Origin of the sequence: Luteimicrobium album, from assembly GCF_030161555.1 — a bacterium.
Taxonomy (GTDB): Bacteria; Actinomycetota; Actinomycetes; order Actinomycetales; family Cellulomonadaceae; genus Luteimicrobium; species Luteimicrobium album.
Window position 1 is genome coordinate 529,283 of sequence record NZ_BSUK01000001.1, and the last position, 24,138, is coordinate 553,420.

A 24,138-nucleotide genomic window follows, 5' to 3' on the forward strand; every position below is an offset into this window, starting at 1 on the left:
CTTAGCGTCAGGCGTCGTCGTCGGGCAGGTCGAGCAGGGGCAGGTCCTCGACGGTCACGAGCCGGCTCGCGACCGCGTACTCCACGAGCCGGGCGCGCCGGTTCTTCGCGTGCGACGCCGGCCCGCCACGCAGGCCCTTGACCCCGATCCGGTCGAGCTTGTCGCAGACGTTGTCGAGCTTCCGGTTGAAGCGCGTCGTGGTCCAGCCGAGGCGTCGCGCCGCGTCGACCGACGACGGCAGCTCCGACAGGCCCGTGCCGCTCTGGCGCAGCAGCGGCTCCGCGAGCGCCACGATGAGCTGGCGCTGGCTCGTCGTGAACGGCACGACGCCGATCGTCACCGTGCCGTCGCCGTCCCCGTCGCCGCGCAGGTCGTCCGCGCGGACCTCGTCGTACGGGGCGTCGGCGAGCTCCGCGCTCAGCTCGTACGTCGTCGGGCCGGCCGTGAAGACGACCGTCGTGTGCGGGAAGACGATCGGCAGCCGGGTCCCGGGCGAGACCCAGGACTGGACGCCGCCCGTCGCGTCGCACACCGTCGCCGACAGCAGGGTGCCCACGTTCGCGAGCCACCAGATGCCGTGCTCGAACGTGATCCGCAGGAAGCGGCGGTGCAGGTAGGGGTTGTCGTCGACCTCGAGGTCCCCGTCGCGCCCGATCTCGAACGGCACGTCGGGGTCGACGTCGAACCGTTCCCCGCAGAACTCGACCCTCAGCCCCGACACGTCAGTCCCCCTTCAGGCAGGCACCGACCGAGGGCGACGGCTTGCCCTCCCGCACCGCCTCGACCTTGATGCACACGTTCCCGTCGCTCCCGACGGCTGCCACGGCCTCCCGCTTCGACGTCGGCTGCGACTTGCCGGCACCCAGCGCGGTGACCGTCTGCCACCGGAAGGTGTCGCCGTCCTTACCTTGGTAGTCCCAGGTGAACGTCGCGGTCTTCCCGCCCTTGTCGGCTTTGCCCTTGAGATGCGTCACGGCCGGCACGAGGTCACCCAGGTTGTCGTTCGCGGGGCCGTCGTCGGCGGTCCCGGCGGGGTGCTCGCGCGTCGACGTGGTCTCCTGCGCGTCGGCCTTCTGCGCGTGGCCGCGCGTCAGGGCGTACGCCGTCGCGCCGCCGCCCGCGAGCGCGACGAGCGCGACGACGGCCGCGACCGACTGCCAGACGGGGCGCTTGCGCGGGGTCTCCTCGACGGCCTCCTCCGCCTCCGCGGGAGCGGCGCGCAGGACCGTGTCCTCGACCGGCTCGAGCGGCGTGGCCTGGGGCGCGGGCATCCCGGGGACGTCGCCCGCCCAGCGGGGCGCTGCCGGGGCCGGGGCCGCCGTCGCCGTGGACGTGGCCGGTACCGACGCCGCCGGCACGCCCCGGTCCAGCCCGGGTCGACGACCGCGACGGGCCGGGGCTCCGCAGCGGCGGGCCGGACGGGCTCGGGCGCGGGCACGAACACCGGCGGGAGGCCCGGGTCGCGCCGCGCCGGCGTCGCGGGGGCCGGCACGCCGACCCGGGGCGCGCCGGGCCAGGCGGAGCCCGTGCCGAGCCGCTCGACCGGGCCCGCGGCGTCGCGCGGCTTCCCGGGCGCGCCCGGACCGGCCGGGTCGATCGAGACGACGCCGCGCAGGCGCGTCCCCGGCTCGTCGTCCGGTTCGTCGAGGTCGTCGTCGTCCACCACGACCACGCCGGAGTCGTCCAACAGGTCGATGGGGGTCACGCCGAGCGCGAGCTCGATCTGGACCTGCTGGAGCGCCCGGGCGAAGTCCAGGACGGAGGGGTAGCGGGCCGCAGGGTCCTTCGCCATCGACGTCGCCAGCACCAGCTCGAGGGACGCCGGCACGTCCGAGCGGCCCGTGTGCGCGAGCGGCTGCGCGCAGATGCGCTGCACCAGGTCCGCGCTGCCGTTCGACGCCCCCGGGACCTCGAACGGCGACCGGCCCGCGAGGAACGAGTAGAGGGTGGCGCCCAGCGCCCACACGTCCGTCCCGACGCCCGCGACGGGCGGGTCGGCGAACGACTCGGGCGGCGACCAGGGGATGGACAGGCCCTCGGCGCGCGCGACGTCGTCGAGCGTGGAGGAGATGCCGAAGTCCGTGAGGACCGGGTGGCCGTAGTCGGTGCCGAGGATGTTCGCCGGCTTGATGTCGCGGTGCAGGATGCCCGCCCGGTGCGCCGTCTCGACCGCGCCCGCGATCTGCACGACGACGCGCAGGCACTCCGCGACGCCCAGCCGTTCCGTCCGGTACCGCGTCCCCAGGCTGGGGCGGGAGCAGTACTCCATCGCGAGGTACGGGCGCCCGTCGGACGCGATGTCGGCCTCGTAGATGGTCACGATCGACGGGTGCGTCGACAGGCGGGCCATCAGGTCCGCCTCGGCGTCGAACGCGGCGCGCTGTTGCGCGTTCGCCCACTCGTGGAGCAGGACCTTGATCGCCACGCGGCGACGCGGTCGCTTCTGCTCGTACAGGAAGACGTCCGAGAAGCCGCCCGAGCCGATCAGCGAGACGTGCTCGAAGCCCGGGATCGCGGGGGCGCGGTCGGGTTGCGGCGGGGGCTCACGGGACGTCCTCGAAGGCCAGCGCCACGCCGTCACCGAGGTCGACGACGTCGCCCGACACCACGAGCAGCGGGTCGCCCGGGTGCATGCGCAGCGGGGTCTGGCCGGGGCGCAGGAGCGTCGTGCCGTTGGTCGTGTTGAGGTCCACCGCGAGCACGTTCCAGCCCTCCAGCCGGACCTCCACGTGCGACCGCGAGATGTCCTGCTGGGGGCTCGGCACCGTCACGATCCGGTGCAGTGCGCCCTCGCCGCCCTGGTTGGCGCCCTTCGGGGAGCGCGGACGCCGCCCGACGACGAGCGGGCGGTCGAGCGGGAGCACCTGCGGCTCGCCGCCCTCGCCGATCGTCACGCGCACGCGGCCCAGCGCGGGACGCGCGACGGCCCGCGTCTCGCCGGACAGTGCGAGCCCGCACACCGCGCAGCGCTCGCGCGACGGCGGGTTCGCGTGCCCCGACACGCAGAGCCGGGCCACGAGCTGAGGCCCGGCGACGGGCTGCTCGCCCGGCGCCGCGGCGGGCGGCCCGGACGGCGCGGGAGGGGCGGGCGGGGCGGAGAACGCGGGCAGCTCGCTGGACGCCGCGAGCTGGGCGGCCGCCGCGGCCGCCACCGCCCGCAGGTCCGAGACCGACGACCCCATCACGGTGTGGCCGTCGTGGTCGAACCCGTCGGGGCCGTCCGGGTCGACGGGCGCGCTCGCGGACGGGAGGTCCTGCGGGACCCCCGACACCAGCCCGCCGGGCGACGGCTCCGCACCCGTGGACGGCGCGCCCTCGCCGGACTCCTCCGCCTCGTCGATGCGAACCGCGGCCTCCTCGACCGACCGGTGGATCGTCGTCTCCCAGAGGGACTGGTAGTCGTCGCCGGCGTCCTCGGCCGGCGGCTCGGCGGTGCCCGGGCCGTCGACCTCGGCAGGCCCGACGGCGTCCGTGGCCGGGGCGTCCGGCACGTTCGCGCCCGGGGCGATGGTCTCCATCGGCGCGAGCGTGAGCTCCGACGGCACCTCGACCGTGCCGACGACCTCGCCCGCCGCGGGTGCGGGGGCGTCGTCGGGACGAACGCGGGGAGGCCCGGGACCGCGGTCACGAGACCCGGGACGGCCTGCGGGAGGTCGCCCGGTGCCGGCGCTGCGTCGGCCGCGGCCGGCGCGTCGGCCGGCGCGGCCGGTTCCTCGGCCGGCGCGGCCGGTTCGGACTTCGCGAGCGCGACGGTGGGCGGCGCGTCCTCGGCGTCCGTGCCCGTCGCCGTGTCCTGCGCCCACGTCGGCGAGCCCCAGGTGACAGCCTTGGCGCGCACCACGCCGCCGACCAGCGGCAGGGTCGTCGGCCCGGCGTCGGCGTCGCCCGCGGACCCCGACGACGCCCCCAGCCGGACGCGCACCCCGTCGACCCCGTCGACGGCCCGCTCGGTCCACGTCGACACGTCGCGGCCGTGCAGCTCGGCCCGGCCGTCGCGACCGTCGACGTGCACCTCGACGTCGCCCCGGACGAGCACGTGCGCCCGGCCGCCCGACGTCAGCACGACGACCGCGAACGGCGGGAGCGCCGCGAGCCCCGCGTCGAACGTCCCCGACAGGACCTGCAGCGCGTCCATCACGCCCGCGGCGCCGTCGAGGGCGTCCCACACGGCCGCCGCCCGGTCCGCCGGCGCGTACGGCAGCGCCACGAGCACGTCGCCCCGCAGCACCACGTTCCCGGCGCCCGGCACGTAGCGCGCCGTGCGTCCGGGCGTCGTCCCTGCCCCGCTCATACGTCTCCTCCGGTCGTCGCGAGCGCCGCGGCCGCGGGTTCCTCCGGCGTCCGGGCGGGCGACGCGTCGTCGGCCACGCCCTCCTGACGCGGTCGGGTGTCCTCGTCCGGCGGGGGCGGCGGCGGGGCGAGCACGATGCGCGGCGCCGTGCTCTCCGCGTCCGGGCCTGCGTCGACCGCGTCGACGACGAGCACCGTGATGTTGTCGCGGCCGCCCGCGGCGAGCGCCGCCTGCACGAGCGCGTCGGCCGCGGCCTGCGGCTCGGCGTGCGCCACGAGCAGCGCGGCGATCCGGTCGTCGTCGAGCTCGGTCGTCAGGCCGTCCGAGCACACGAGGAGGCGGTCCCCGGTGCTGAGCGGCAGGTACCAGTAGTCGGCGTCGGGCCGCGCCGCCGCGCCCAGGGCGCGCGTGACCACGTGCCGGCGCGGGTGGTGCGCCGCCTGCGCGGGCGTGAGAGCTCCAGCGTCCACGAGCTCCTGCACCTCGGAGTGGTCGACGCTGATCTGCTCGAGCCGCCCGTCCACGAGGTGGTAGGTCCGCGAGTCGCCGACGTTCGCCACGAGCCAGTACGGCAGGCCGTCCTGCTCCGACACGACGACGCCCGTGAGCGTCGTCCCCGCACCCCGGCCCTCGGGCGCAGCGATGCCGGACACGTCGTCGTGCGCGACGTGCAGCCGCTCCTTGACGTCGTCCGCGGTCACGACGCTGAGCCAGGACAGCGGGCGCAGGGCGTCGATCGCCATCGCGCTCGCGACCTCGCCGGCCTCGTGACCGCCCATCCCGTCGGCCACGAAGAACGCCGACGGCGACGCCAGGTACGAGTCCTCGTTGAGCTTGCGCCGCGCGCCACGGTGGGACGACGCGCCCCAGCGGACCGACACGGGCGCGTCCTCGCTCACCACGAGCCCCCAGCCGAAGGGGGCGGCGGGCGCTGATCACCGTCGACTCGTCGAAGCCGTCGTCACCGCCGCCGACCGCGACGACCGCGTCGCCGACGCGCAGGACGGAGCCGGCGGGCACGCGCACCCGCTCGCCCGGGGTGGCCCGCACGGGGGTGGCGCCCGGCGCCTCGACGGTCGTGCCGTTGGTCGAGCCGCGGTCCACGAGCCACAGCCCCGACGCGTCGACACCGAGCTCGGCGTGCGTCTTGGAGACCGAGCGGTCGGGGACGGCGACCAGCAGGGGCGCCGGTCCCGTCGTCGTCGGCGGCAGCGCCGGGTCGCGGCCGAGCAGCGCGGCACCCGCGACGACGACCGTCGAGCCGCCCGGGAGCGTGAGCGTGACCCCGGCGGGCGCGGCGCCCTGGGGCGCCGCGGCGGGCTGGGGCGACGGCTGCGCGGCCGGCTGGCCCGCTGCCCAGGTCGTCGGCGGGGTCGCCGGAGCGTTGCCGACCGGTGCACCGGGCACGCCCGTGACGAGACCGTTCGGCGCCACCGGCGGCGTGGCGCCTGCCGGGGCCACCGACGGCGCGGCGGGCGGGGCCCAGCCCCCGGAGACCGGGTCCGGGGCGGCGGGAGCGGGGGCGTCGGCGCGGGTGCTGCCGAGCCGGGCACGGGGGCGACCGGCGCGGCCGGCGCGCCGGGCGCCCCGGGGTACGCGGCCGGGCCGGGGTACGCGGCGGCGGCCGGGCCGGCCGTCGCCGTCGGACCGGGGACCGGCGCCTGACCGGGCAGCGGGCCGCCGGGCACGAACGACGCCCGCGGCGCCGGCGCCTTCACGGGCACGACGACGGCGCGCGCGGCCTTGTCGAACCAGCCCTGGCGGCGCGGCGACTTGTCGAAGAGGGGGCTCAGCAGCATGACGAACAGGCCGATCCCGCACGCGAGGCTCGACACGCCGAAGACGAGGCCGCGGACGATCCCGCGCCCGACCCCGATCGGCTTCCCAGTCACGACGTCCTGGGTGCGCAGGCCCAGCGCGAGCTTGCCGAGCGTCCGGCCGGTCACGCCCTCGACCGTGACGATCACCAGCCCACCCACGAGGAAGATCCCGAAGACCGCGAGGTACAACGGCGTGATGTCACCGACCGAGACCTGGTAGGTGCCGTCCCCGAGAGGGGTTCCCTTGTCCTCGATGCCCGGGAGCATGAGCAGGACCACGACGACGGCCGGGACTGCGAGGACGAGGTGGTCGATCAGCCACGCGAGCACGCGCTTGCCCTCGGTGGCCCCGACCGGGCCCGCGGGGGCGGGCGGCGGCGTCGGGAACCCCGGGAGGGTCTGCGCCGCGAAGCCCGCCGACTGCGGGACCCGCACCGCCGGGCCGGGGTGCCCCGGGGCCGGCACGGTGCCCGGCAGCAGGACGGGCTCCGTCGTGTGGCCGGACGGCACGCCGACGCCGGCGGCCGCGCCGAGCGGCGCCGCGCACGACGGGCACAGGCTCGCCCCCGGCGGGACGGCAGCCCCGCAGCGCGGGCAGGTGGTGACGGAGCTCATCGTGCTTCTCCTGAGGGTCGCGACCACCGGCGCCGGGGCCGGGGGTCGGGCGTCGGCGTGAGCGGGTCGTCCGCGACCGCCGTGGTCGAGGGGGTGGACCGCGAGCGGCGGACCGAGCGCAGCGAGAGCCGCGCCGCCACCCGTTTGCGCCACGGGACCGCGGCGCGCATCTGTGCGACCGCGGCCTCGATGCCGCCCCAGTATGCCTCCACGTCGGCGTCGCTCGGGTCGCCCGTCCCGAACACGCTCGCGTCGGCGTGCCGGGCGAGGGTAAGCGTCCCCGCGGCGGGGTACGACGCGTCGAGCGCTCCCCGGTCTCCTGCCGGGTCGCGCCCGCGGTGACGGGGTGTCCGAGGTCGACGGCGGCGTCGACGATCTCGTGCCAGCCGCCCGAGATCTGGTCCGCCGGCGCGCCCGTCCGTCGGCGGCGAAGCCGCCGGCGCGACTTGTAGCCGAGGAGGAGCACGAACGGCAGGAGGACGATCACGATCGGGATCGCGACCGCCGCACCGACGGCGGCCGCATGGCCCCAGTCGAACGGCGCGCCGTCCTGCTTGTCGTCCTTCTTCTTGTCGTCCTTGGCCTTCGCGGTGTCCGCCTGGTCGGGCTCCGACGGCGGCTCCGGGTCCTGCAGCACCGGCGGCTTGGGCACCTGCTGGCTGCGGGGCTGCGGCTGCACCTTGTTGTCCACGTCGGGCACGGCGTCGAACGTGACCCAGCCCTTGCCCTGGAACGGGACCTCGACCCAGGCGTGGACGTCCTTGCCGGTCGCGGTGAAGGCCGTACCCGGCTTCCAGCCCCCGCGGCGTCCGGGTAGACGCCCATGACGACGCGCGCCGGGATCCCGAGGGACTGGGCCATGAGCGAGTAGGCGACGGCGAACTGCTCGTCGTCGCCGACCATGGTCTCGCTCGCGAGCAGTGTGTCGATGCGGTCCGCGGAGTGGCCCGGGCGCGACGGCGGCTGGTCGCCGATGCCGCTCGAGTACGTCCCGCTCTTGAGGAGCGCGTCGCGCAGGCGCTGGAGCTGGGTCAGCGGGTCGGTCGCGCCGCCGACGAACTGCTCGGCCTTGGCCTGGACCGACGCGGGGACGTCGGTGGGCTTCGGGAGCGCGACGTCGGCGATCGGGACGCCCTTGAGGTCGGCCTCCTTGGGCTGCGCCTGCTCCACGGCGCGCACCGTGTAGGTGTCGCCGTCGCGCAGGAGGCCCGTCGTGATGGCCGTGCCGGTCACGGCGTCGTAGTAGGTGCCGTCCTCGAGGTCCTTCGCCCGGTCGCCTCCGAACGTCACCCCGGTCAGGGAGCCCAGGTCCGGGATCCACGGGCCGCTGTAGCCCTTGACCTGGACACCCAGCGTGACGGGGGTGCCGGTGGCGTCGGTCGCGATCTTCTCGCCGACGCGCACGAACGACCCGGAGCTCTTGTCGTCGCTCGTCGCCGAGTACACGACGCCGTCGTACGCGTCGAGCGTCGCGAGCCGCACCCGGGCGCCCGCGGGCAGGCCCGAGACGGTCAGGAGCGCGTCGTCCTTCTGGTCCTTGACGTAGTGGCGGAACGACGCGAGGGGCGTCACGTACTCGTGCAGGTCGGGCGGCGGGACGACGTCCTCGCGCAGCACCACCCGGCCGTGGTCGGGTGCGACCACGGGCCCGAGGACGACGGCGGCGGCCGCAGCGACGGCGAGCACGATCGCTCCCGTGCGGGCGCGGTGCAGCGTCAGCCGTCGCAGCGCCTCCTCGGACGCCTCGGTGGTGGTGTCCCGGTCGCGCAGGCGGCGCTCGGTGGTGCGCCAGGCGGACCACAGCAGCGCGACCACGCCGAGCACGGTGCCCTGCACGACGGGGCGGGCGGGGACGATCGTGCCGAGGAGGATCGCGGCCACGAGCCCGACGAGGACCGGGACGAGCGCCCACACGGGTCGCTTCGAGCGCCACGCGATCGTGCCCGCGACGACGCTCGTCACGAGGAGCAGCACGAACGGGACCAGGGCGAGGTCGGGGAACGACGACAGCGGGGGCGCCGTCGTGACGAAGGACTTCCACGAGAAGACGGCGCCCCGGAGCAGGCCGCGGGCCGTCTCGGCGGTCGGGACGACGCCCGCGACGGTCGAGCTGCCCAGCGCGAGCGCGCCGCCCGCCACGAAGTAGACGACGACGGTCGCCGCGGCCACCGCGAGGGTGGACCAGCGCCACGCGGCGCCCAGCCAGGCGACGAGCAGCCCGAGCACCAGGCCGCCGACGGCGGGAGCCAGGTAGCCCTGGCTGCCCCACACGGGCTCGAAGCCGATGACGACCACGCCGAGCATGACGACGAGCGCCGCGAGGTCGAGCATCCCGGCGCGCGTGCGGGCGCGCGGGGGCGAGTAGCGCGGGTCGTCGTGCGCGAAGCGCTCGCCGCGCGGGTGGCGGTCGGTGCGCGCGCGGGCGGGGGCGGCGTCGGGCGCGAAGGTCGAGGTCCGGGGGCTCATGCCGCGGTCACCCGCCGCATCGCCGACCCGAGCTCGTCGAGCGCGCCGATCGTGAGGACGACGAGCTCCGCGATGTTGCGACGGGCCGCGGACTCACCGGGCACGCAGCGCACCGCGATGACCCGCACGTCCTGCGGGAGGCGCGCGGACGCGGCCCGCAGGTCCGCGGGCGAGACGCGGCTGCCCACGAGGACGGCGACCACGGACGCGTCGGCGACCGACTGCGCCGCGCCGCGCGCAAGCTGGGCGATCCCCTCGGCGAGGGACCGCGTCTGGACGCCCGCGAGGTCGTCGAGGAGGCGCGTGCGGGAGTCGCCGCGGAGCTGGGCGTCGTTGCTCAGGACCGTGAGCCCGCGGTCCTCGCGGATCGCCTGGAGGCCGAGCGAGCCGCAGACGCTCACCGCGAGCTCGAACTCGTCGGCGTGCGCGTAGTCCTCGGTGCGGGTCGACAGGATCACCGCGAGGTGCGAGCGGCGGGTCTCCTCGAACTGCCGGACCATGAGCTGGCCCGTGCGCGCCGTCGTCTTCCAGTGCACGTGCCGCCGGTCGTCGCCCGCGACGTAGTCGCGCAGCGCGTGGAACGAGACGTCGGAGTTCGACAGGTCCTGGGTGCTGCGCCCCTCGAGGTCGCGCAGGAAGCCCGACGACGAGCCCGTGAGGCTCGTGGTCCGCGGGTGCACGTAGAGCTTCTCCGCGTCCGTCCAGTCGACCTGGCGGCGCAGGAGCCCGAGCGGGTCAGCGCGCACCGAGCGCACCGGCCCGACGGGGATCACCGCGCGACGCCGCGTCGGCACCGCGAACACGTCCTCGTGGACCGCGCCAGACCGCAGGCGCGGGACCGGGAAGCTCGCGAGCCCCACCCCGACCGGCAGCTCCATCACCGCGGGCAGCAGCGGGCGAGACGTCGGGTTGGTCACCTGGATCCGTCCGACCGCGCGCTCCCCCACGACGACGCGGTGGCCCGCGAGGTCGAGCTCGACCGCGTACTGGAAGCGCCCCAGCACGAACACCACGGCCGCGAGCAGCACGACGGTGCCTACCAGCGCGAGCACCACGAGCTCGGCCCAGTGGTACCGCAGCCCCGCCCACCAGGCCAGCAGCGTCCCGACGGCGACCGTCCAGCCCAGCGGGCTCACGACGTCCGTGACCGGGCGCGCCCACCGCGCGACGGTGCGCGCCGCCGGCGTGACCGCCTCCACGACGGGCGCCGCCGCGTCACGCACCGGCGCGAGCGCACGCGCCAGCCGTCTCGACCTCTTTCTCATCCCTGCCATCCCAGCGAGCTCGTGAGGGTCCGGCCGCGGTCTCCGACCGACCCCGGTCAGACCGTCTGACGTTCCTGCGGTGCGGGCACGTCCGCGAGGACCCGCGCGAGCACGCCCTCGGTCGTGGTGCCCGTGAACTCGGCCTCCGGGTCGAGCACGATGCGGTGCGACCAGACCGGCAGCGCGAGCTGTTTGACGTCGTCGGGCACGACGTAGTTGCGACCCTGGCTCGCCGCCCACACCTTGATGCAACGCGTCATCGCGAGCGCTCCACGGATGCTCACTCCCAGGCGCACCTCCGGCACGCTGCGCGTCGCCTCCGCCAGCCCGGCGACGTAGTCGAGGACCGCCGGGTCGACGTGGACGGTCGCCGCGAGGTCGGCCATCTCAGCGACCGCCTGGGTGGTCACGATCGGCGCCAGCGCCGCCGAGCGGTCCTTCTGGGCCGAGCCCGCGAGGATCTCGACGGCGGCCGCGCGGTCCGGGTAGCCGAGCGACGTCTTCATCAGGAAGCGGTCGAGCTGGGCCTCGGGAAGGCGGTACGTGCCGGCCTGCTCGATCGGGTTCTGTGTCGCGATCACCATGAACGGGCGGCCCGCGGTGTGCGGCACGCCGTCGACCGTGACCTGGCCCTCCTCCATGACCTCGAGCAGCGAGGACTGGGTCTTGGGCGAGGCCCGGTTGATCTCGTCCGCGAGCACGATCGACGCGAACACCGGGCCCGGGTGGAAGTCGAACGCGCCCGTCTTCTGGTCGTAGATCGTCACGCCCGTGACGTCCGACGGCAGCAGGTCCGGCGTGAACTGGATGCGGCTGTGGCTGCCCTGGACGGACGCCGCGATCGCACGGGCCAGCATCGTCTTGCCGGTGCCGGGCGCGTCCTCGAGGAGGACGTGGCCCTCCGCGAGCATGCACGTGAGCACCAGGCGCACAGTCGTCGGCTTGCCCAGGACCGCCTGGCCGACGTTGCCGGCGAGGCGGTCGAACGTCTGCGCGAACCACGCGGACTGCTCGGGTGTCATGGTCATGGTTCGGTCCTTCTCTGTGGTGTGTCTAGTTCGGCCACGTGATCGCGTCCTTCTCGTAGGACTTCCCGTCGACGGTCACCCAGGCCTTCGCCCCGTCATGGTGCCCCGCGACGCACGGCATCGTCACGGTGACTCCTGGCGTCAGCTGCGTGCCCGGATAGCCGTGGCCGGTGACCGAATGCGTGGAACCGCCGTAGGTCCAGAAGCACTCGACGGTGTAGGAGCCGGCGGGGAAGGTCGAGTTCGGCGTCACGTTGAACTTGTGACAGACGGATCCGTTGCAGCCGGTCACGTCCGACCGCGGCCCGCTCGACACGACCACGGCAGGATCGACCGGCTTCGGTTTCTCGCCTGTCTTCTTGCTCGCACACGCCGTCTGTTTGGCTCCCCTGCCGGGCGTCACCGTCACGCACATCTTCGCTTGCGCCGAGTAGCCCACGTTGAAGGTCTTCGAACCTGATGCCGCCGCTGGTGAGGCGTTGGCGATGACGGCGCCTGACACTTCGTACGATGTCGTGTACGCGTTGCCGTTGCCTGACGTCGACCAGGTGAACGTGATCTTCTGGCCGTCGACCGTCGCGCTCACGTTTGGCGCAGGGATAGGGCCGTAGGGCGACTCCGACGCTGGAGTGGACTCGCCTCCCGCCTCACTCGTCCCCTCGACGGTTGCCACGGCGCGGACCTGGAACGTGTAGTTCGTGCCGTTGTTCAGGCCAGTGACGACGCGGCCGGCGGCCAGGGAGTTCCATCCGTTCCCGACCGAGTACTGGTAGGAGATCTCGCCCGAGTTCAGGCCAGTGCCCGACAAGACCGAGTCGGTGAACGCAAGCTGAACCTGACCGTCGGCGCCCGTCGCCGTCGCCTTGAGCGACGTGGGAGCCGGCGGCAGGGCGAACGCACGCACGGCGGTGGACTGCGCGCTCCAGTCGGCGTCACCGAACTTCACGGTCGCCTTGTTCTTCGCCCGCACCCGGAACGTGTAGTCCGTGGTGTTCGCCTGGACGTCGATCGTCGCGCTCGTCGCCGAGGCGCCGGCTGTCACGGTCTTGACCGACGACCCGCCGCGCAGGACCTCGACGTCGTAGCCCGTGAGGTCGCCGCCGTTGTCGTTCGGCGCTTGCCACGCCACCTGCATCTGCGACGTCGTCCCGAGCGAGGTCCGGGTCACCGTCGGCGTCGCGGGCGCGGCCGGCTTGCCTGCCGGCGTCTCGGTCGCCGACCACGCGCCCCAGTCGGACGGTTCCGGCGCCTTGTTCACGGCCTGGACCTGGACCTTGTACGCGACGCCGTTCTGGAGCCCCTTCCACACCGTCGTCGTGCCCGTGACGCCCTGCAGCACGGTGCGGCCGTCCGGTGCGGCGGGCGAGATCTGCAGGTTGACGGACTCGATCGCCGAACGGTCCGCGTAGGTCTTGTTCGTCCATGCGACCGTGAGCTCACCGTCGCCGAACTCGAGCGTCGGCGCGTCGGGGGCGTCCGGACGCTCGTCCGGGCGGGCGACGTCCGACTCGGGCGACGGATCGGACGCGCCCGCCGCGTTGTTGGCGACGACCGTGAAGGTGTACTCCTGGTCGTTCGTCAGCCCGGTGATGGTGCACGTCGTCGTGACGCAGTCCTGCGGCGCGCCCGCCGACGGTGTGACCGTGTACGAGGTGATGTCGGCACCGTTGTTGTTGGGCGGCGTCCACGACAGCGTCACCTGGTGCGACTCGATCGTGCCGATCTCGGGCTTCGCCGGGGCGTCGGGGTGGCCCTGGACGGTGATCAGGACCTGACCGTCGACCTGGCGGTCGGGGTCCTTGGTCGCGTCCTGGATCGTGTAGCTGAGCGCGATCTGACCGTGGAAGTCCTTGTCGGGCGTCACGACGACGTCGTCGCCCTTGACCACCGGCGAACTCGCGTCTCCGGACTCGAGGACGACACCCACAACCGTCAGCGCCTTGCCCTCTGCAGCGAACGGGTTGCTGTCGTTGGCGAGGACGGGGATCGTGAGCTCCTTGCCTGCGAGAGCCTTGTCCACGTCGTCCTCGGTCGCGACCGGCAGGTGTCGGGTCGAGGCGACCACGGCTACGCGCACCTCGCCGGACACGGCCGGGTTGTGGCCGTCGGAGGCGGAGACCGTGACCGTGCCGGAGGTGCCCTTGGCGACGTCGGCGTCAGCGGTCACGCTCAGCGTGCCACCGCTCACCTGGGCGTGGAGTCCCGACGAGGCCTTGGAGACGTCGAAGGTCAGGTCGTCGTCGTCCGGGTCCGTCGCGGCGCCCGCCAGGTCCGCCGTTCCGGGCTTGGTGTCGCCTGCGCCGACGGAGACCGTCGGGTTCCCGGTGAAGGTCGGCGGCTGGTTCTTGGGCGCGACGACCGTGATCGGCACGCTCAGCGTCGCGGTGTGCCCCTTCGGGTCGCCGGCGCTCGCGCCGTCCGTGACCTCGAAGCTCAGAGACGCCTGTCCCGCGAACTTCTCGTCCGACGTGAACGTCACGGTGTGCGCGTCGTTCACGACCCGAGTCCCGTCCACGACCTTGACCTTGGCGTCCGTCGTCAGCCGCGGCGTCTTGCCGTCGGCGACTCGGACCAGGGCACGGATGTCGATCTTCAACGGCTTGCCGCTCTCGACCTTGAGCGGCGGGGCGTCAGGACGCAACGTCGGTGCCGTGGTCTGCAGCGCAGGCACCCAGACGAACGCCGAGTCGGTCAGCCCGTCAGGATCCGTCACCGTGTATCGGAAGACCTGGTCGGACTCGGTCAGCGGCACGGAGAGAACACCGCCCTCGCCGACGGTCACACCCTTGTGCGCGGTGGTGACGGTCAGCGCGCTCGCCGCGCCGTCGGGGTCGGAGTCGTTCGCCAGGACCGGTACGGAGATCGCCTTCTTGCCGACGACGTCGGCGCCGGAGATCACGTCGTCCTTGGCCACAGGCGGCTTGAGCGGGGCCTTGGTGTCGACCGTGACCACGATGGCTCCCGACGCCCGGGCACCGTGGGTGTCCTGGATCGTGTAGAAGACCGTGGTCGTGCCCGCCTTGTCAGGCGCCGTGAAGGCGACGAGGTTCCCGTCCGCCTTGACCTTGAGCCCGTCCTGGGCCTGGAGGCCCGAGGACACGAGCGCGATCAGATCGCCGTCCGGGTCGGAGTCGTTCACGAGAGGCGCCAACGACACCGCCCGTCCCGGACGGACGGTGACCGCGTCGTCGACAGCGACGGGCGGCTGGTTGGTCGAGGGCGGGGACGCGATCCCGACCCGGACGGTTCCCGTCGCCTGCTGACCGCGGCGGTCCTCGACGGTGTACTGGAAGGTATCCGTGCCCGTCGCGCCCTTGGCCGCCGTGTACACGATGGTCCCGGCCGTGACCTTGGCGGTTCCCTTCGACGCCGGCGCGCCGATGCCGGTGAGCCGCACCGAGTCGCCGTCCGGGTCGATACCGCTGAGCGACGGGGTGATGGTCACCGAGCCGCCCGAGAGGGTGCGCGCCTCGACGGTCGGTGGCTTGGGCGGCGAGTTGTCGTCGCCGCCGATGACGTGCACGGTGACCTCGGCCGAGTCCTCCTGGCCGTTCTTGTCCTGCACGCGGTAGATCAGGTATGCCGTCCCGGCCTTGGAGCCGGCCTGGAACCGGACCACCTGGTCCGACACGAAGGCGGAGCCGAGCGCTGCGTCGGGCTGCCGGGCCAGCTTGGGCTGGAGGTACAGCTGGAGCCCGTCCGGGTGGGTGTCGTTCGCGAGCACGGGAATCGTCACGACGTCTCCCGTGTGCACCGTGGCCTCATCGGCGGCGGCGTTCGGCGGGTGGAGCTTGTTGGGCGGCGGGACCGCGACGACCCTGACCTGACCGACGGCCGAGTCGGTGCCGTTGGAGACCGTGTAGTGCAGGGTGACGGGCTTGTCCAGGCTCCGGACCTGCGTGATCCGCAGGACCGAGTGGCCGAGCACCGCGACCGTGACGCCCGCGCCGTCAGGCACGTCGACCGACTGCACCACGAGCACGCCGCCCGAGGGGTCGGAGTCGTTGGCCAGGACGTCCACGAGGGTCTGACCGCCGGACGGCACGAGCGCCGTGTCCGGCACCGCGACCGGGGGCCGGACGACTTGTCCGGGTCGACGACGTCGACGCGCACGACGCCCGTCGACGCCGACGGACCGTCGCTCACCTGGTAGGTGAAGACGTAGGAGCCCGGCTTGTCGGCGGCGAACTGGAACGTACCGGCGTCGTAGTTGGGCGTGATCTTCGCCCCGGACGGCTGGTCGACCTTGGCCAGGCGCAGCGTGTCGCCGTTGGGGTCGGTGTCGTTGCGCAACGGGGACACGGTCACGGGCTGCCCCGCACGGGTCTCAGCGTGGTCGCCGACGGCGACCGGAGGCTGGTTGTCCGCGCCCTTGACGTCCACCCACAACGTGCCCTCGACGGTCCCCCCGAGCCCGTCCGAGACCGTCAGCGAGACGGCCTTGCGGCCTGTCGACGCTCCGGCGTCGCGGTACTCGACCGTCCCGTCCGACTCGAAACGGACCTCGTCGCCCTTCGTCTTGGCCGTCGCGTCCGCCAGCAGCAGGTCGTCGCCGTCGGGGTCGCGGAAGAACGGCAGGACCTTGATCTTCCCGGTCTTGCCGCGCGCCAGGGTCAGCACGGGCTCCCCGGTCTGCTCCGGCTTGGTGTTCTGGCTGTACGGAACGACCTTGAGGCGGACCGACGCGGCGTCCTTGCCGCCGCGACCGTCCGTGACCTGGTAGCGGAACGTCGACGAGCCGCCGGCGTCCTGGTCCGTGGTGGCCAGCAGGGCGTCGCCACCCATCACCTGCGAGACGCGGGCGTTCGTCGGACCGTCCCCGTCCAGGGCGGCTGCCATGACGTCGCCGTCCGGGTCGATGTCGTTCGACAGCACGGGCAGGATCGTCGAACGACCCGGCCGGACGCCGTAGGAGTCGTCCTTGGCGACGGGTGGGCGGTTCTTCTCCGACCGGTTCTTGATCGGCTTGTCGACCTGCTCGGGCTTGTCGTTCTTGGCGTCCGTCTCGGCGCCCTTCTTGTTCTCCGGGATCTTCTGCTCCCAGTCGTCGACCTTCTGGAACTGGTCGGCGGCGAGCCAGACGGTCCCGGACGCGAGGTCGTTGAGCACGACGTTCGAGCGATTCACGCGATAGCGCAGCGACGCGGAGGGGTCGAGGCCGGCGAGCCGCTGGTCGAGGTCACGCGTCGTGCCCTCGCAGTCGCGCACGACCTGACCGGTCGTGGACCACGCGCCGTAGGTGCAGCCCGCCACCTGGACCGGCGCGGCAGGTCGACCCGAGGCCTGGTGGACCGTCGCCTTGCCTGCGCCGAGGGGCTGGGAGACCAGGCCCGACGTCGTCGCGTACGCGACGGTGTCCGACGCCGCCGACGGCTGCTGCAGCACCGCATCCGTCCCGGCCACGGGGACGGTCTTGCCGGGCAGGTACAGCGTGGCGGTGTTCTGGTCGAGGACCACGGCCCGGTCGCCGACCGCGGTGATCGCGAGCGTGTCGTTCGCCCCGACTCCCTTGAGCTTGGAGCGGCTGGTCCGCTCCGCCGTGCCCTTGTCCGTCGTCGTGAGCGTCGTGAGCGTCCCGGAACGGTCGGCCACGTGCACCGTGCCACCGGTCCCGACCGCGAGGACGGCCCCTTCCCGACCTTCGCCACGGGCTTGGTGACCTTCGTGTCGAACGACGCCACACCCTCCGCCGGCACGACGTAGACGAGACCGCTGTCCGGGGCCAGGATCGCGGTCGCCGCACCACCGAGCCCGACCTGGGCGTCCGTCGGCAGCTTGGCGGTGCCCCGCAACCTCGAGTCCGCGACGTCCACGGGACTCAACGTCCCCAGGCTCGGGTCGTACGCCAGGACCGTCTCGGCCTGCTGCAACACGTCCGCAGACGTCCCCGACGACACCAACGTCGTATCCAACGCCTGCGCCGCCGTGTTGAACCGGCCCAGCTCCGCCCCCGTCCCCCGCGTCACCCACACGCCCGAGTCGTTGAGCTCCACCTTCGCGGTCGGCTCGCCGTGGTAGGTAAGAGCGAGCGCGACCATGGCCGTCGAGACGACTGACACTGTCCCGACCGAGGTCACGGTCTTCTTGTTGCTGCTCAGGGCGCGCAGTATGCCCACAGATTCGTCCTACGAGGGTTCGGGGGTACACGGTCTGGTCGGCGATCAAGGGTTGCTGCAGGCTCTGCCCGCGGCTGCCACGATAGCCGACCGTCCCCCGGGACGATCCCACCGGGCAATGGGGAGAACTCCCCGTCGGGCCGATTCACCCGTTGCCTGAGGCCATCAGAGATCGAGCTCGACGCTTCGCACGCCTCGACTCAGGCGGCGCGGTCGGCGAGCGCCTGCGCGAACGCCTCGAGCGCGTCCCGCACGGGCCCGACCGGGAGCTCGCGGAGCTCGTCGACGGCGTCCTGCGCCCACGCGAGCGCCTGGGCCCGCGTGCGCTCGACGACGGGGTGCGCCCGGAGCGCGGCGACGGCCTCGGCGAGGACGCCGTCGTCGTCGAGGTCGCCGTCGAGCAGGGCGAGGAGCGCGCGGTCCTCGTCGGTCGCGGCGGGCGACGCGACCAGCTCGCGCAAGAGCAGCACAGGCATGGTGGGGACGTGCTCGCGCAGGTCCGTGCCGGGCGTCTTGCCGGACTGCGAGCCGTCGGACACGACGTCGAGGACGTCGTCGGCGAGCTGGAAGGCGACGCCCGCCTTCTCCCCGAACCCGGCCACGGCGTCGACGACGGCGGCCGGGGCGCCCGCGAAGAGCGCGCCGAAGCGCGCGGACGTCGCGAGGAGGGACGCCGTCTTGTCGGAGAGCACCTGCAGGTAGTGGGCGACGGGCTCGTCGCCCGCGCGGGGCCCGACGGTCTCGTGGAGCTGGCCGAGGCACAGGCGCTCGAAGGTCCGGGACTGGAGCAGCACCGCCTCGGGCCCGAGGTGGGAGACGAGCCCCGACGCGCGGGCGAACAGCAGGTCCCCGGTGAGGATCGCGACCGAGTTCCCCCAGACCTGGTGGGCGGCCGTCGTGCCGCGCCGCACGGACGCGGAGTCCATGACGTCGTCGTGGTAGAGCGACGCGAGGTGCGTGAGCTCCACGACGGTCGCCGCGGTGAGCACCTCGTCGCGCGCGCCGTCGCCGAGCTCGGCCGTGAGCAGCGTGAGGTACGGGCGCAGGCGCTTGCCGCCCGCGGCGAGCAGGTGGCGCGAGGTCTCGTCGACCAGGGCGTCCTCGTTGGCGACGGCTGCCTGGAGCCGTTCCTCGACGAGCTCCATGCGGGCGGCCAGCCGGGCGCCGAGCGCGTCGTCGACGACGGGGAGGACGGCGGTCACGGGACCGGCGGGTGTGGATGTCACGGGCACGACGATAGTGGGCCGTCCGGCACCACCGCGCCCCGACGCACCCGGCGTGGGCCGCGTCACGCGCTGGGCACGAGCCGCGCGGCCGCCGCGACGGTCCGGTCGACCCAGTCGCCGCCGTGCGGGTCGTAGCAGTCGGAGAACAACCGGAGGACGACGTCCATGACGGCACGGCGCGGCAGCCCGTGCCGCACGGCGAGCCGCTGGAGCGCGGGCTGCTCGATGAGCCGGGTGAAGTACCGGCCGAGCGTGTAGAAGCCGCCGAGCTCGGCGCGCACGCGGGCGTCGTAGCCGGTCAGGAGGCGTTCGCGCTCCGCGGCCGACGGCGCGGCGAGCGCCTTCGCGACGACGTCGCCGACGATCCGGCCGGCCTGGAGCCCGAACCCGATGCCCTCGCCGTTGAAGGGGCTGACCATGCCGGCCGCGTCGCCCACGAGGAGCGCGCCGCGCGTCGCGAGCGGGGTCCGGTTGAGCCCCATGGGGAGGGCCGCACCACGGACGGGCGCGACCCGGTGCTCGACGCTCAGCCCCAGGCCGGCCGGGAGCCCCGCGACCCAACGGTCGAGGGTGCGGCGGTGGTCGGCGTCGGCGGCGGACTGGCGGGCGGGGGTCGAGTGGACGGCACCCAGCCCGACGTTGACGGTCCCGTCGGCGAGCGGGAACAGCCACCCGTAGCCGGACAGGGGCGCCGACGTGCGCGGCGCGCCCTCCCACAGCTCGACGTGCGACTCCATCCACCGCTCGGTGCCGTCGCCCACGGCTCCCCACGGCGACGTCGCGGGCGGCTGTGCGTACGTGCGCACGGCGACGCCGATCGGCCGGTCCTCACGCCGCTCGACGCCGAGCGCGACGGCGAAGCGCGAGGAGACGCCGTCGGCGGCGACCACGACGGGCGCGCGGTAGGTGGCGGGGTCGCCGACCGCACGCCCGCGCTCGTCCGCGGCCCGGGCCACCACCCCGACGACGCGGCCCGAGCGCGGATCGAGCTCCGGTCCGACGACGTGCGTGCGCTCGAGCAGCGTCGCGCCCGCGCGCTCGGCGTGCCGGGCGAGCGCCTCGTCGAGCTCCGTGCGAGCGAGCGCGAGCCCGTAGGACGGGAAGCCGGGGACGTCGGGCCAGCGCAGCTCGTGCGCGCGCCCGTCCGCGACGAGCCGCAGGCCCGCGTTGCGGACGGCGCGCGGGAGGCTCACGCCGAGCCGCTCGAGCTCCCCGACCGCGCGGGGCGTGAGCCCGTCGCCGCAGACCTTGTCGCGCGGGAACGCCGACCGCTCGAGGAGCAGGACGTCGAGCCCGGCGGCCGCGCACCAGGCGGCCGTGGCCGAGCCCGCGGGGCCCGCGCCGACGACGATCACGTCGGCCGAGCCGCCGGACGTGCCGGGGCGGCTCACTCGGGGCGCGTCCCCCGGTGCAGGGCGACGACGCCGCCCGTGAGGTTGAGGTAGGCGACCTTGCCCCAGCCCGCCCGGAGCATGAGCTTCGCGAGCCCCACCTGGTCGGGCCAGGCCTCGATCGACTCCGCGAGGTAGTCGTACGACCCGCCCTCGCGCGTGATCGCGCCCGCGACCTTGGGCAGCGCCTTGACGAGATACTCCGAGTACGCCTTGCGGAACGGCGGCCACGTCGGCGTCGAGAACTCGCAGACCACGATCCGCCCGCCCGGCCGGACGACGCGCAGCATCTCGCGCAGCGCGCCCTCGGTGTCCGTGACGTTGCGCAGCCCGAACGAGATCGTGACCGCGTCGAAGCTCGCGTCCGCGAACGGCAGCGCCGTCGCGTCGCCCGCGACGAACGGCAGGTCGGGGCTGCGCTTCTTGCCGACCTGCAGCATCCCGACGGAGAAGTCGCACGGCACGACCTGGATCCCCTGGTTCGCGTACGGCTCGCTCGACGTGCCCGTCCCGGCCGCGAGGTCGAGGACACGCTCCCCGGGCCGGGCATCGACCGCTCGCACCGTGGCCTTGCGCCAGCGGCGGTCCTGGCCCACCGAGAGGACGTCGTTGGTGAGGTCGTAGCGGCCCGCGATCGAGTCGAACATCGACGCGACGGCGTCCGGGTCCTTGTCGAGGCTGGCGCGAGGCATGCGGTCAGCCTACTGGGGCGGACTCGCCCGCCCGCGCGTCAGGCCGCGAGCCGCACGCGGTCGCGTCGCACCCACCGGGCGCGCAGCCACGCCGTCACACGTACGGCGCGCAGCTCGGCAAGGCGCGCGGCCCGACGGCGCTCGGCGTCCTGCTGTGCGTGCAGGGTCTCGGCCTGGAACAGGGCCTCGAAGCTCATCGTCGTCTCCTCGTCCGGTCCGCCGTCCGGCGGGCTCCGCGTGCCGGGGATCCCCGACACCGACCACGTTCCCGCTGAGCGGTCGGCCGCCGCATCGGGCGATCGCCCGGTCTTCACGTTCCCCCGGCGGCCGCCGGCGCGTGTGCGGTACCTCACGCACGCCCTGAGGTACCTCACTCCCACCCGGCCCGCCCCTGAGCCCGTGCGCGCCTACGCTGGAGTCGATGAGTACCGTCCCGGCGGGGAGCCGCACCTCGAGCCGCACCGCCCGCGACCTGCCCGGCGCCGCCCCCGCGCCGCTCGTCGTCCGCACCGCCGAGCTCGACCCGAGCCTGCTCCCCGACGACGACGGCGCCCTCCTCGACCTCCTGCCCGACGCCGACACGCCCCTCGCGTGGGTCCGGCGCGGCGAGGGGATCGTCGGGTGGGGCGAGGCGCTGCGCTTCACGACGTCCGGCACCGACCGCTTCCGTGCGGCCGAGGACCTGTGCCGCGCGACCCTCGCGAGCGCCGTCGTGCGCGACGAGGTCAAGCTCCCCGGCACCGGCCCGGTCGCCTTCGGGGCGTTCGCGTTCGGGCCCGGCGACGGCACGCGCAGCGTCGTCGTCGTGCCACGCGTGGTTGTGGGCCGTCGAGGCGGCCGGGCGTGGATCACCACGATCGACCCCGCCGGCTCGATCGGCCCCGCCCCCTCCCCCGCGCTCCTCGACCCGGCGGCCCGCACGGCCGTCGTCGCCCCCGGCGAGGTGCGCTACGCCCCCGGCGGGCGCGACCCGCGGGCGTGGGTGGACGTCGTCGGGCAGGGCGTGGCCCGGATCCGCGCAGGCGAGCTCGACAAGGTCGTCCTCGCGCGGGACGTCGTCGCGACGACGCAGCGGCCCGTCGACCCGCGCCACCTGCTCGGGCGCCTGTCGCGGGGGTACCGGAGCGCGTGGACGTTCAGCGTCGGCGGGATGGTCGGCGCGACCCCGGAGCTGCTCGCCCGGGCCGAGAAGGGCTCGTGACGTCACGCGTCCTCGCGGGCACCGTCCGCCGGACCGGCGACGACGACGCCGACCTCGCGCGCGCCGCCCACCTCGCCCACTCGTCCAAGGACCTCGAGGAGCACGAGTACGCGGTCCGGTCCGTGGCGCGAGCCCTCGAGCCGTATTGCTCGTCGATGAACGTGCCCGAGTCGCCGTTCGTGCTCGACCTGCCGAACGTGCTGCACCTCGCGACCGACGTCACGGGCGTCCTGCACGAGCAGGCCTCGAGCCTCGCGATCGCCGCGGCGCTGCACCCGACGGCCGCCGTCTGCGGCACGCCCACCGACGCCGCCGCGGCTCTGATCGCCGAGATCGAGGGCATGGAACGTGGGCGGTACGCCGGGCCGGTCGGCTGGTTCGGCGCCGACGGCGACGGCGAATGGGGCATCGCGCTGCGGTCCGCGGAGCTCGCAGGCCCCGGTGACGACGGCGATCCGGGCGCCGCGCACCGCGTCCGCCTGTTCGCGGGCTGCGGCATCGTCGCCGCGTCCGACCCCGAGGCCGAGCTGCACGAGTCCGACGCGAAGCTCGAGCCCATGCGCTACGCCCTCGCCTGAGTCCCAAGCCGCCCTCCCCGCTGCTGAGTGCGGGCGGCGTCCGGGCATGAGGACGCCCGCACGGTGAGGGGAGCACCGTGCGGGCGTCGGGTCGCGCGCGCCGGGGGACGGCGCTGCTGCGACGGTCCCGGCCGGGCGGAGGGGATCGCGCCGGCGGGACGTCGGGGGTGACCTACCTCAGCCCTGACCGCCGAAGAAATCACCGAACGGGTTGTCGTCCTGGCCGGAGCCGTCGCCCTGCTGACCGTCCTGGCCCTGCTGGCCGTTCTGGTCGCCCTGGCCGCTCTGACCGTTCTGGTCGCCCGAGCCGCTCGGGGTGCTCGACGCCGTCTCCTGCTTGACCGCGAGAGTCGCGTCCACGTCGATCGACTTCCCGTCGCGGACGATGGTCAGCTTCACGACGTCGCCGGCCGCGTGGCCCCGGACGAAGCCCGTGAGGGACTCCGACCCCGGCGAGGCGACGCCGTCGATCGCGACGATGACGTCACCGGTCTTGACGCCGGCCTTGTCCGCGGGCGACCCGCTCGTCACGTCGTTGACCTTCGCGCCCTGGCGGGTCACGCCGTCGGCGGTGGCCGTGGCGTCCGTCAGGGTGACGCCGAGGAACGCGTGCTCCGCGGTGCCGCTCTTGATGAGCTGCGACGAGATGTTCTTCGCGAGGTTGACCGGGATCGCGAAACCGAGGCCGATGGACCCCGACTCGCTGTCGCCACCCAGGCTGTTCTGCGAGAGCGTCGCGATCGACGACGTGATGCCGATGACCTGGCCCTGCGCGTTGAACAGCGGGCCACCCGAGTTGCCCGGGTTGATGGCCGCGTCGATCTGGATCGCGTTCGTCACGACGGCGTCGCTCGAACCGCTGCCCGACGAGTCGCTCGACGACGTCGAGACCGGCCGGTTCAGCGCCGACACGATGCCCGTCGTGGCCGTGTTCGCGAGGCCCAGCGGGTTGCCGACCGCGAGGACGGCCTCACCGGTGGTGACCTTCGACGAGTCGCCGAGCGTCGCGGGCGACAGGTCGCTGGGGGCGTCCTGGAGCTTGACGACTGCGAGGTCCGTCGACGAGTCCGTGCCCACGATCTTGGCCTTGAAGATGCGGCCGTCCGCGAGCGTGACCTGCACGGACTGCGCACCCGACACCACGTGGTTGTTGGTGAGGATGTGGCCGTCCTTGTCGAGGATCACGCCGGAGCCCTCGGCCTCGCCGTTGCTCAGCGTCACCGAGATCGCGACCACGGACTTCGAGACCGTCGAGGTCACGGCCTCCCAGTTCGGGTTCTGCGAGCTCGAGCCGGAGACCGGGACCGTCTCGTCGCCCGAGGACTGCTGGCCGATCGAGGCGATGCTCGAGGGCGTCGAGTTGTCGTCGAGGGCGTTGACGGCGACGGCCGTGCCGCCCGCGGCAAGGACCGCGGCGACGATCGCCGCGACGGCGACCGGCACCCAGGT

At 74.2% G+C, this 24,138-nt stretch carries 15 protein-coding genes and 4 pseudogenes; 2 read left to right on the forward strand and 17 right to left on the reverse strand.

The annotated features are described in order from the left end of the window. Positions 1-7: 7 nt before the first annotated feature. The 3 genes from QQK45_RS02710 to QQK45_RS02720 all read right to left on the reverse strand — a co-directional run bounded on the left by QQK45_RS02710 (position 8) and on the right by QQK45_RS02720 (position 3,518). Positions 8-721: a hypothetical protein gene (locus QQK45_RS02710; protein ID WP_284291944.1), complete on the reverse strand. Its 714-nt coding sequence runs from the start codon at positions 719-721 to the stop codon at positions 8-10. Between the two features lie 369 nt (positions 722-1,090). Then, the gene (locus QQK45_RS02715) at positions 1,091-2,581 is read right to left on the reverse strand and encodes a serine/threonine-protein kinase (RefSeq protein WP_431310214.1); all 1,491 of its coding nucleotides are present in this window, start codon (positions 2,579-2,581) and stop codon (positions 1,091-1,093) included. Next, entirely contained in the window at positions 2,544-3,518 is a 975-nt protein-coding gene (locus QQK45_RS02720) for an FHA domain-containing protein (RefSeq protein ID WP_284291946.1), read from the reverse strand. Before QQK45_RS02720 ends, QQK45_RS02715 begins: the two co-directional genes overlap by 38 nt. Before the next feature lie 309 nt (positions 3,519-3,827). Here QQK45_RS02720 and QQK45_RS02725 point away from each other — a divergent pair, with 309 nt between their 5' ends. Continuing rightward, positions 3,828-4,253 carry a hypothetical protein gene (locus QQK45_RS02725; protein WP_284291949.1) on the forward strand — a complete coding sequence of 142 codons (426 nt, stop codon included), beginning with the start codon at positions 3,828-3,830 and terminating at the stop codon, positions 4,251-4,253. A 34-nt stretch (positions 4,254-4,287) separates the two neighbouring features. Here QQK45_RS02725 and QQK45_RS02730 read toward each other — a convergent pair whose 3' ends face one another. From QQK45_RS02730 to QQK45_RS02785, 13 genes and pseudogenes are all read right to left on the reverse strand, one after another. Then, positions 4,288-5,172: a PP2C family protein-serine/threonine phosphatase gene (locus QQK45_RS02730; RefSeq protein WP_284291951.1), complete on the reverse strand. Its 885-nt coding sequence runs from the start codon at positions 5,170-5,172 to the stop codon at positions 4,288-4,290. A gap of 169 nt (positions 5,173-5,341) precedes the next feature. Then, a pseudogene (locus tag QQK45_RS22825) lies at positions 5,342-6,112 on the reverse strand (FHA domain-containing protein); the annotation flags it as partial. After that, positions 6,040-6,726, reverse strand: a pseudogene (locus QQK45_RS22830) (RDD family protein); the annotation flags it as partial. The pseudogenes QQK45_RS22830 and QQK45_RS22825, both read right to left, overlap by 73 nt. Then, entirely contained in the window at positions 6,723-6,971 is a 249-nt protein-coding gene (locus QQK45_RS02740; protein ID WP_284291955.1) for a hypothetical protein, read from the reverse strand. The pseudogene QQK45_RS22830 and the gene QQK45_RS02740, both read right to left, overlap by 4 nt. Before the next feature lie 238 nt (positions 6,972-7,209). After that, positions 7,210-9,192 (reverse strand): transglutaminaseTgpA domain-containing protein, encoded by a 1,983-nt coding sequence (locus QQK45_RS02745; RefSeq protein ID WP_284291957.1) that lies wholly within the window; start codon positions 9,190-9,192, stop codon positions 7,210-7,212. After that, complete coding sequence (locus QQK45_RS02750; RefSeq protein ID WP_284291959.1) at positions 9,189-10,466, reverse strand: DUF58 domain-containing protein; 1,278 nt, start codon at positions 10,464-10,466, stop codon at positions 9,189-9,191. Before QQK45_RS02750 ends, QQK45_RS02745 begins: the two co-directional genes overlap by 4 nt. 47 nt (positions 10,467-10,513) lie before the next feature. Next, positions 10,514-11,485 carry an AAA family ATPase gene (locus tag QQK45_RS02755; RefSeq protein WP_284291961.1) on the reverse strand — a complete coding sequence of 324 codons (972 nt, stop codon included), beginning with the start codon at positions 11,483-11,485 and terminating at the stop codon, positions 10,514-10,516. A 25-nt stretch (positions 11,486-11,510) separates the two neighbouring features. After that, positions 11,511-15,530, reverse strand: a complete 4,020-nt coding sequence (locus tag QQK45_RS02760) for an Ig-like domain-containing protein (protein ID WP_284291963.1) — start codon at positions 15,528-15,530, stop codon at positions 11,511-11,513. A 113-nt stretch (positions 15,531-15,643) separates the two neighbouring features. Next, positions 15,644-17,713, reverse strand: a pseudogene (locus QQK45_RS21785) (Ig-like domain-containing protein); the annotation flags it as partial. Between the two features lie 88 nt (positions 17,714-17,801). After that, positions 17,802-18,893, reverse strand: a complete 1,092-nt coding sequence (locus tag QQK45_RS02770) for a polyprenyl synthetase family protein (RefSeq protein ID WP_431310215.1) — start codon at positions 18,891-18,893, stop codon at positions 17,802-17,804. Beyond that, positions 18,890-20,218 (reverse strand): geranylgeranyl reductase family protein, encoded by a 1,329-nt coding sequence (locus QQK45_RS02775; protein ID WP_284291965.1) that lies wholly within the window; start codon positions 20,216-20,218, stop codon positions 18,890-18,892. The genes QQK45_RS02770 and QQK45_RS02775 overlap by 4 nt, the downstream gene beginning before the upstream one ends. Continuing rightward, entirely contained in the window at positions 20,215-20,910 is a 696-nt protein-coding gene (locus QQK45_RS02780) for a demethylmenaquinone methyltransferase (RefSeq protein ID WP_284291967.1), read from the reverse strand. The genes QQK45_RS02775 and QQK45_RS02780 overlap by 4 nt, the downstream gene beginning before the upstream one ends. Positions 20,911-20,948: 38 nt before the next feature. Next, a complete protein-coding gene (locus tag QQK45_RS02785; protein WP_284291969.1) occupies positions 20,949-21,107 on the reverse strand; it encodes a hypothetical protein in 159 nt (52 codons plus the stop codon). A 224-nt stretch (positions 21,108-21,331) separates the two neighbouring features. Between QQK45_RS02785 and QQK45_RS02790 the strand changes: the two are divergent. Further along, positions 21,332-22,689: pseudogene (locus QQK45_RS02790) on the forward strand (isochorismate synthase). A 177-nt stretch (positions 22,690-22,866) separates the two neighbouring features. On the opposite strand, the gene QQK45_RS02795 reads toward QQK45_RS02790, so the two are convergent. Next, the gene (locus QQK45_RS02795) at positions 22,867-24,132 is read right to left on the reverse strand and encodes a S1C family serine protease (protein ID WP_284291971.1); all 1,266 of its coding nucleotides are present in this window, start codon (positions 24,130-24,132) and stop codon (positions 22,867-22,869) included. Positions 24,133-24,138 lie beyond the last annotated feature (6 nt).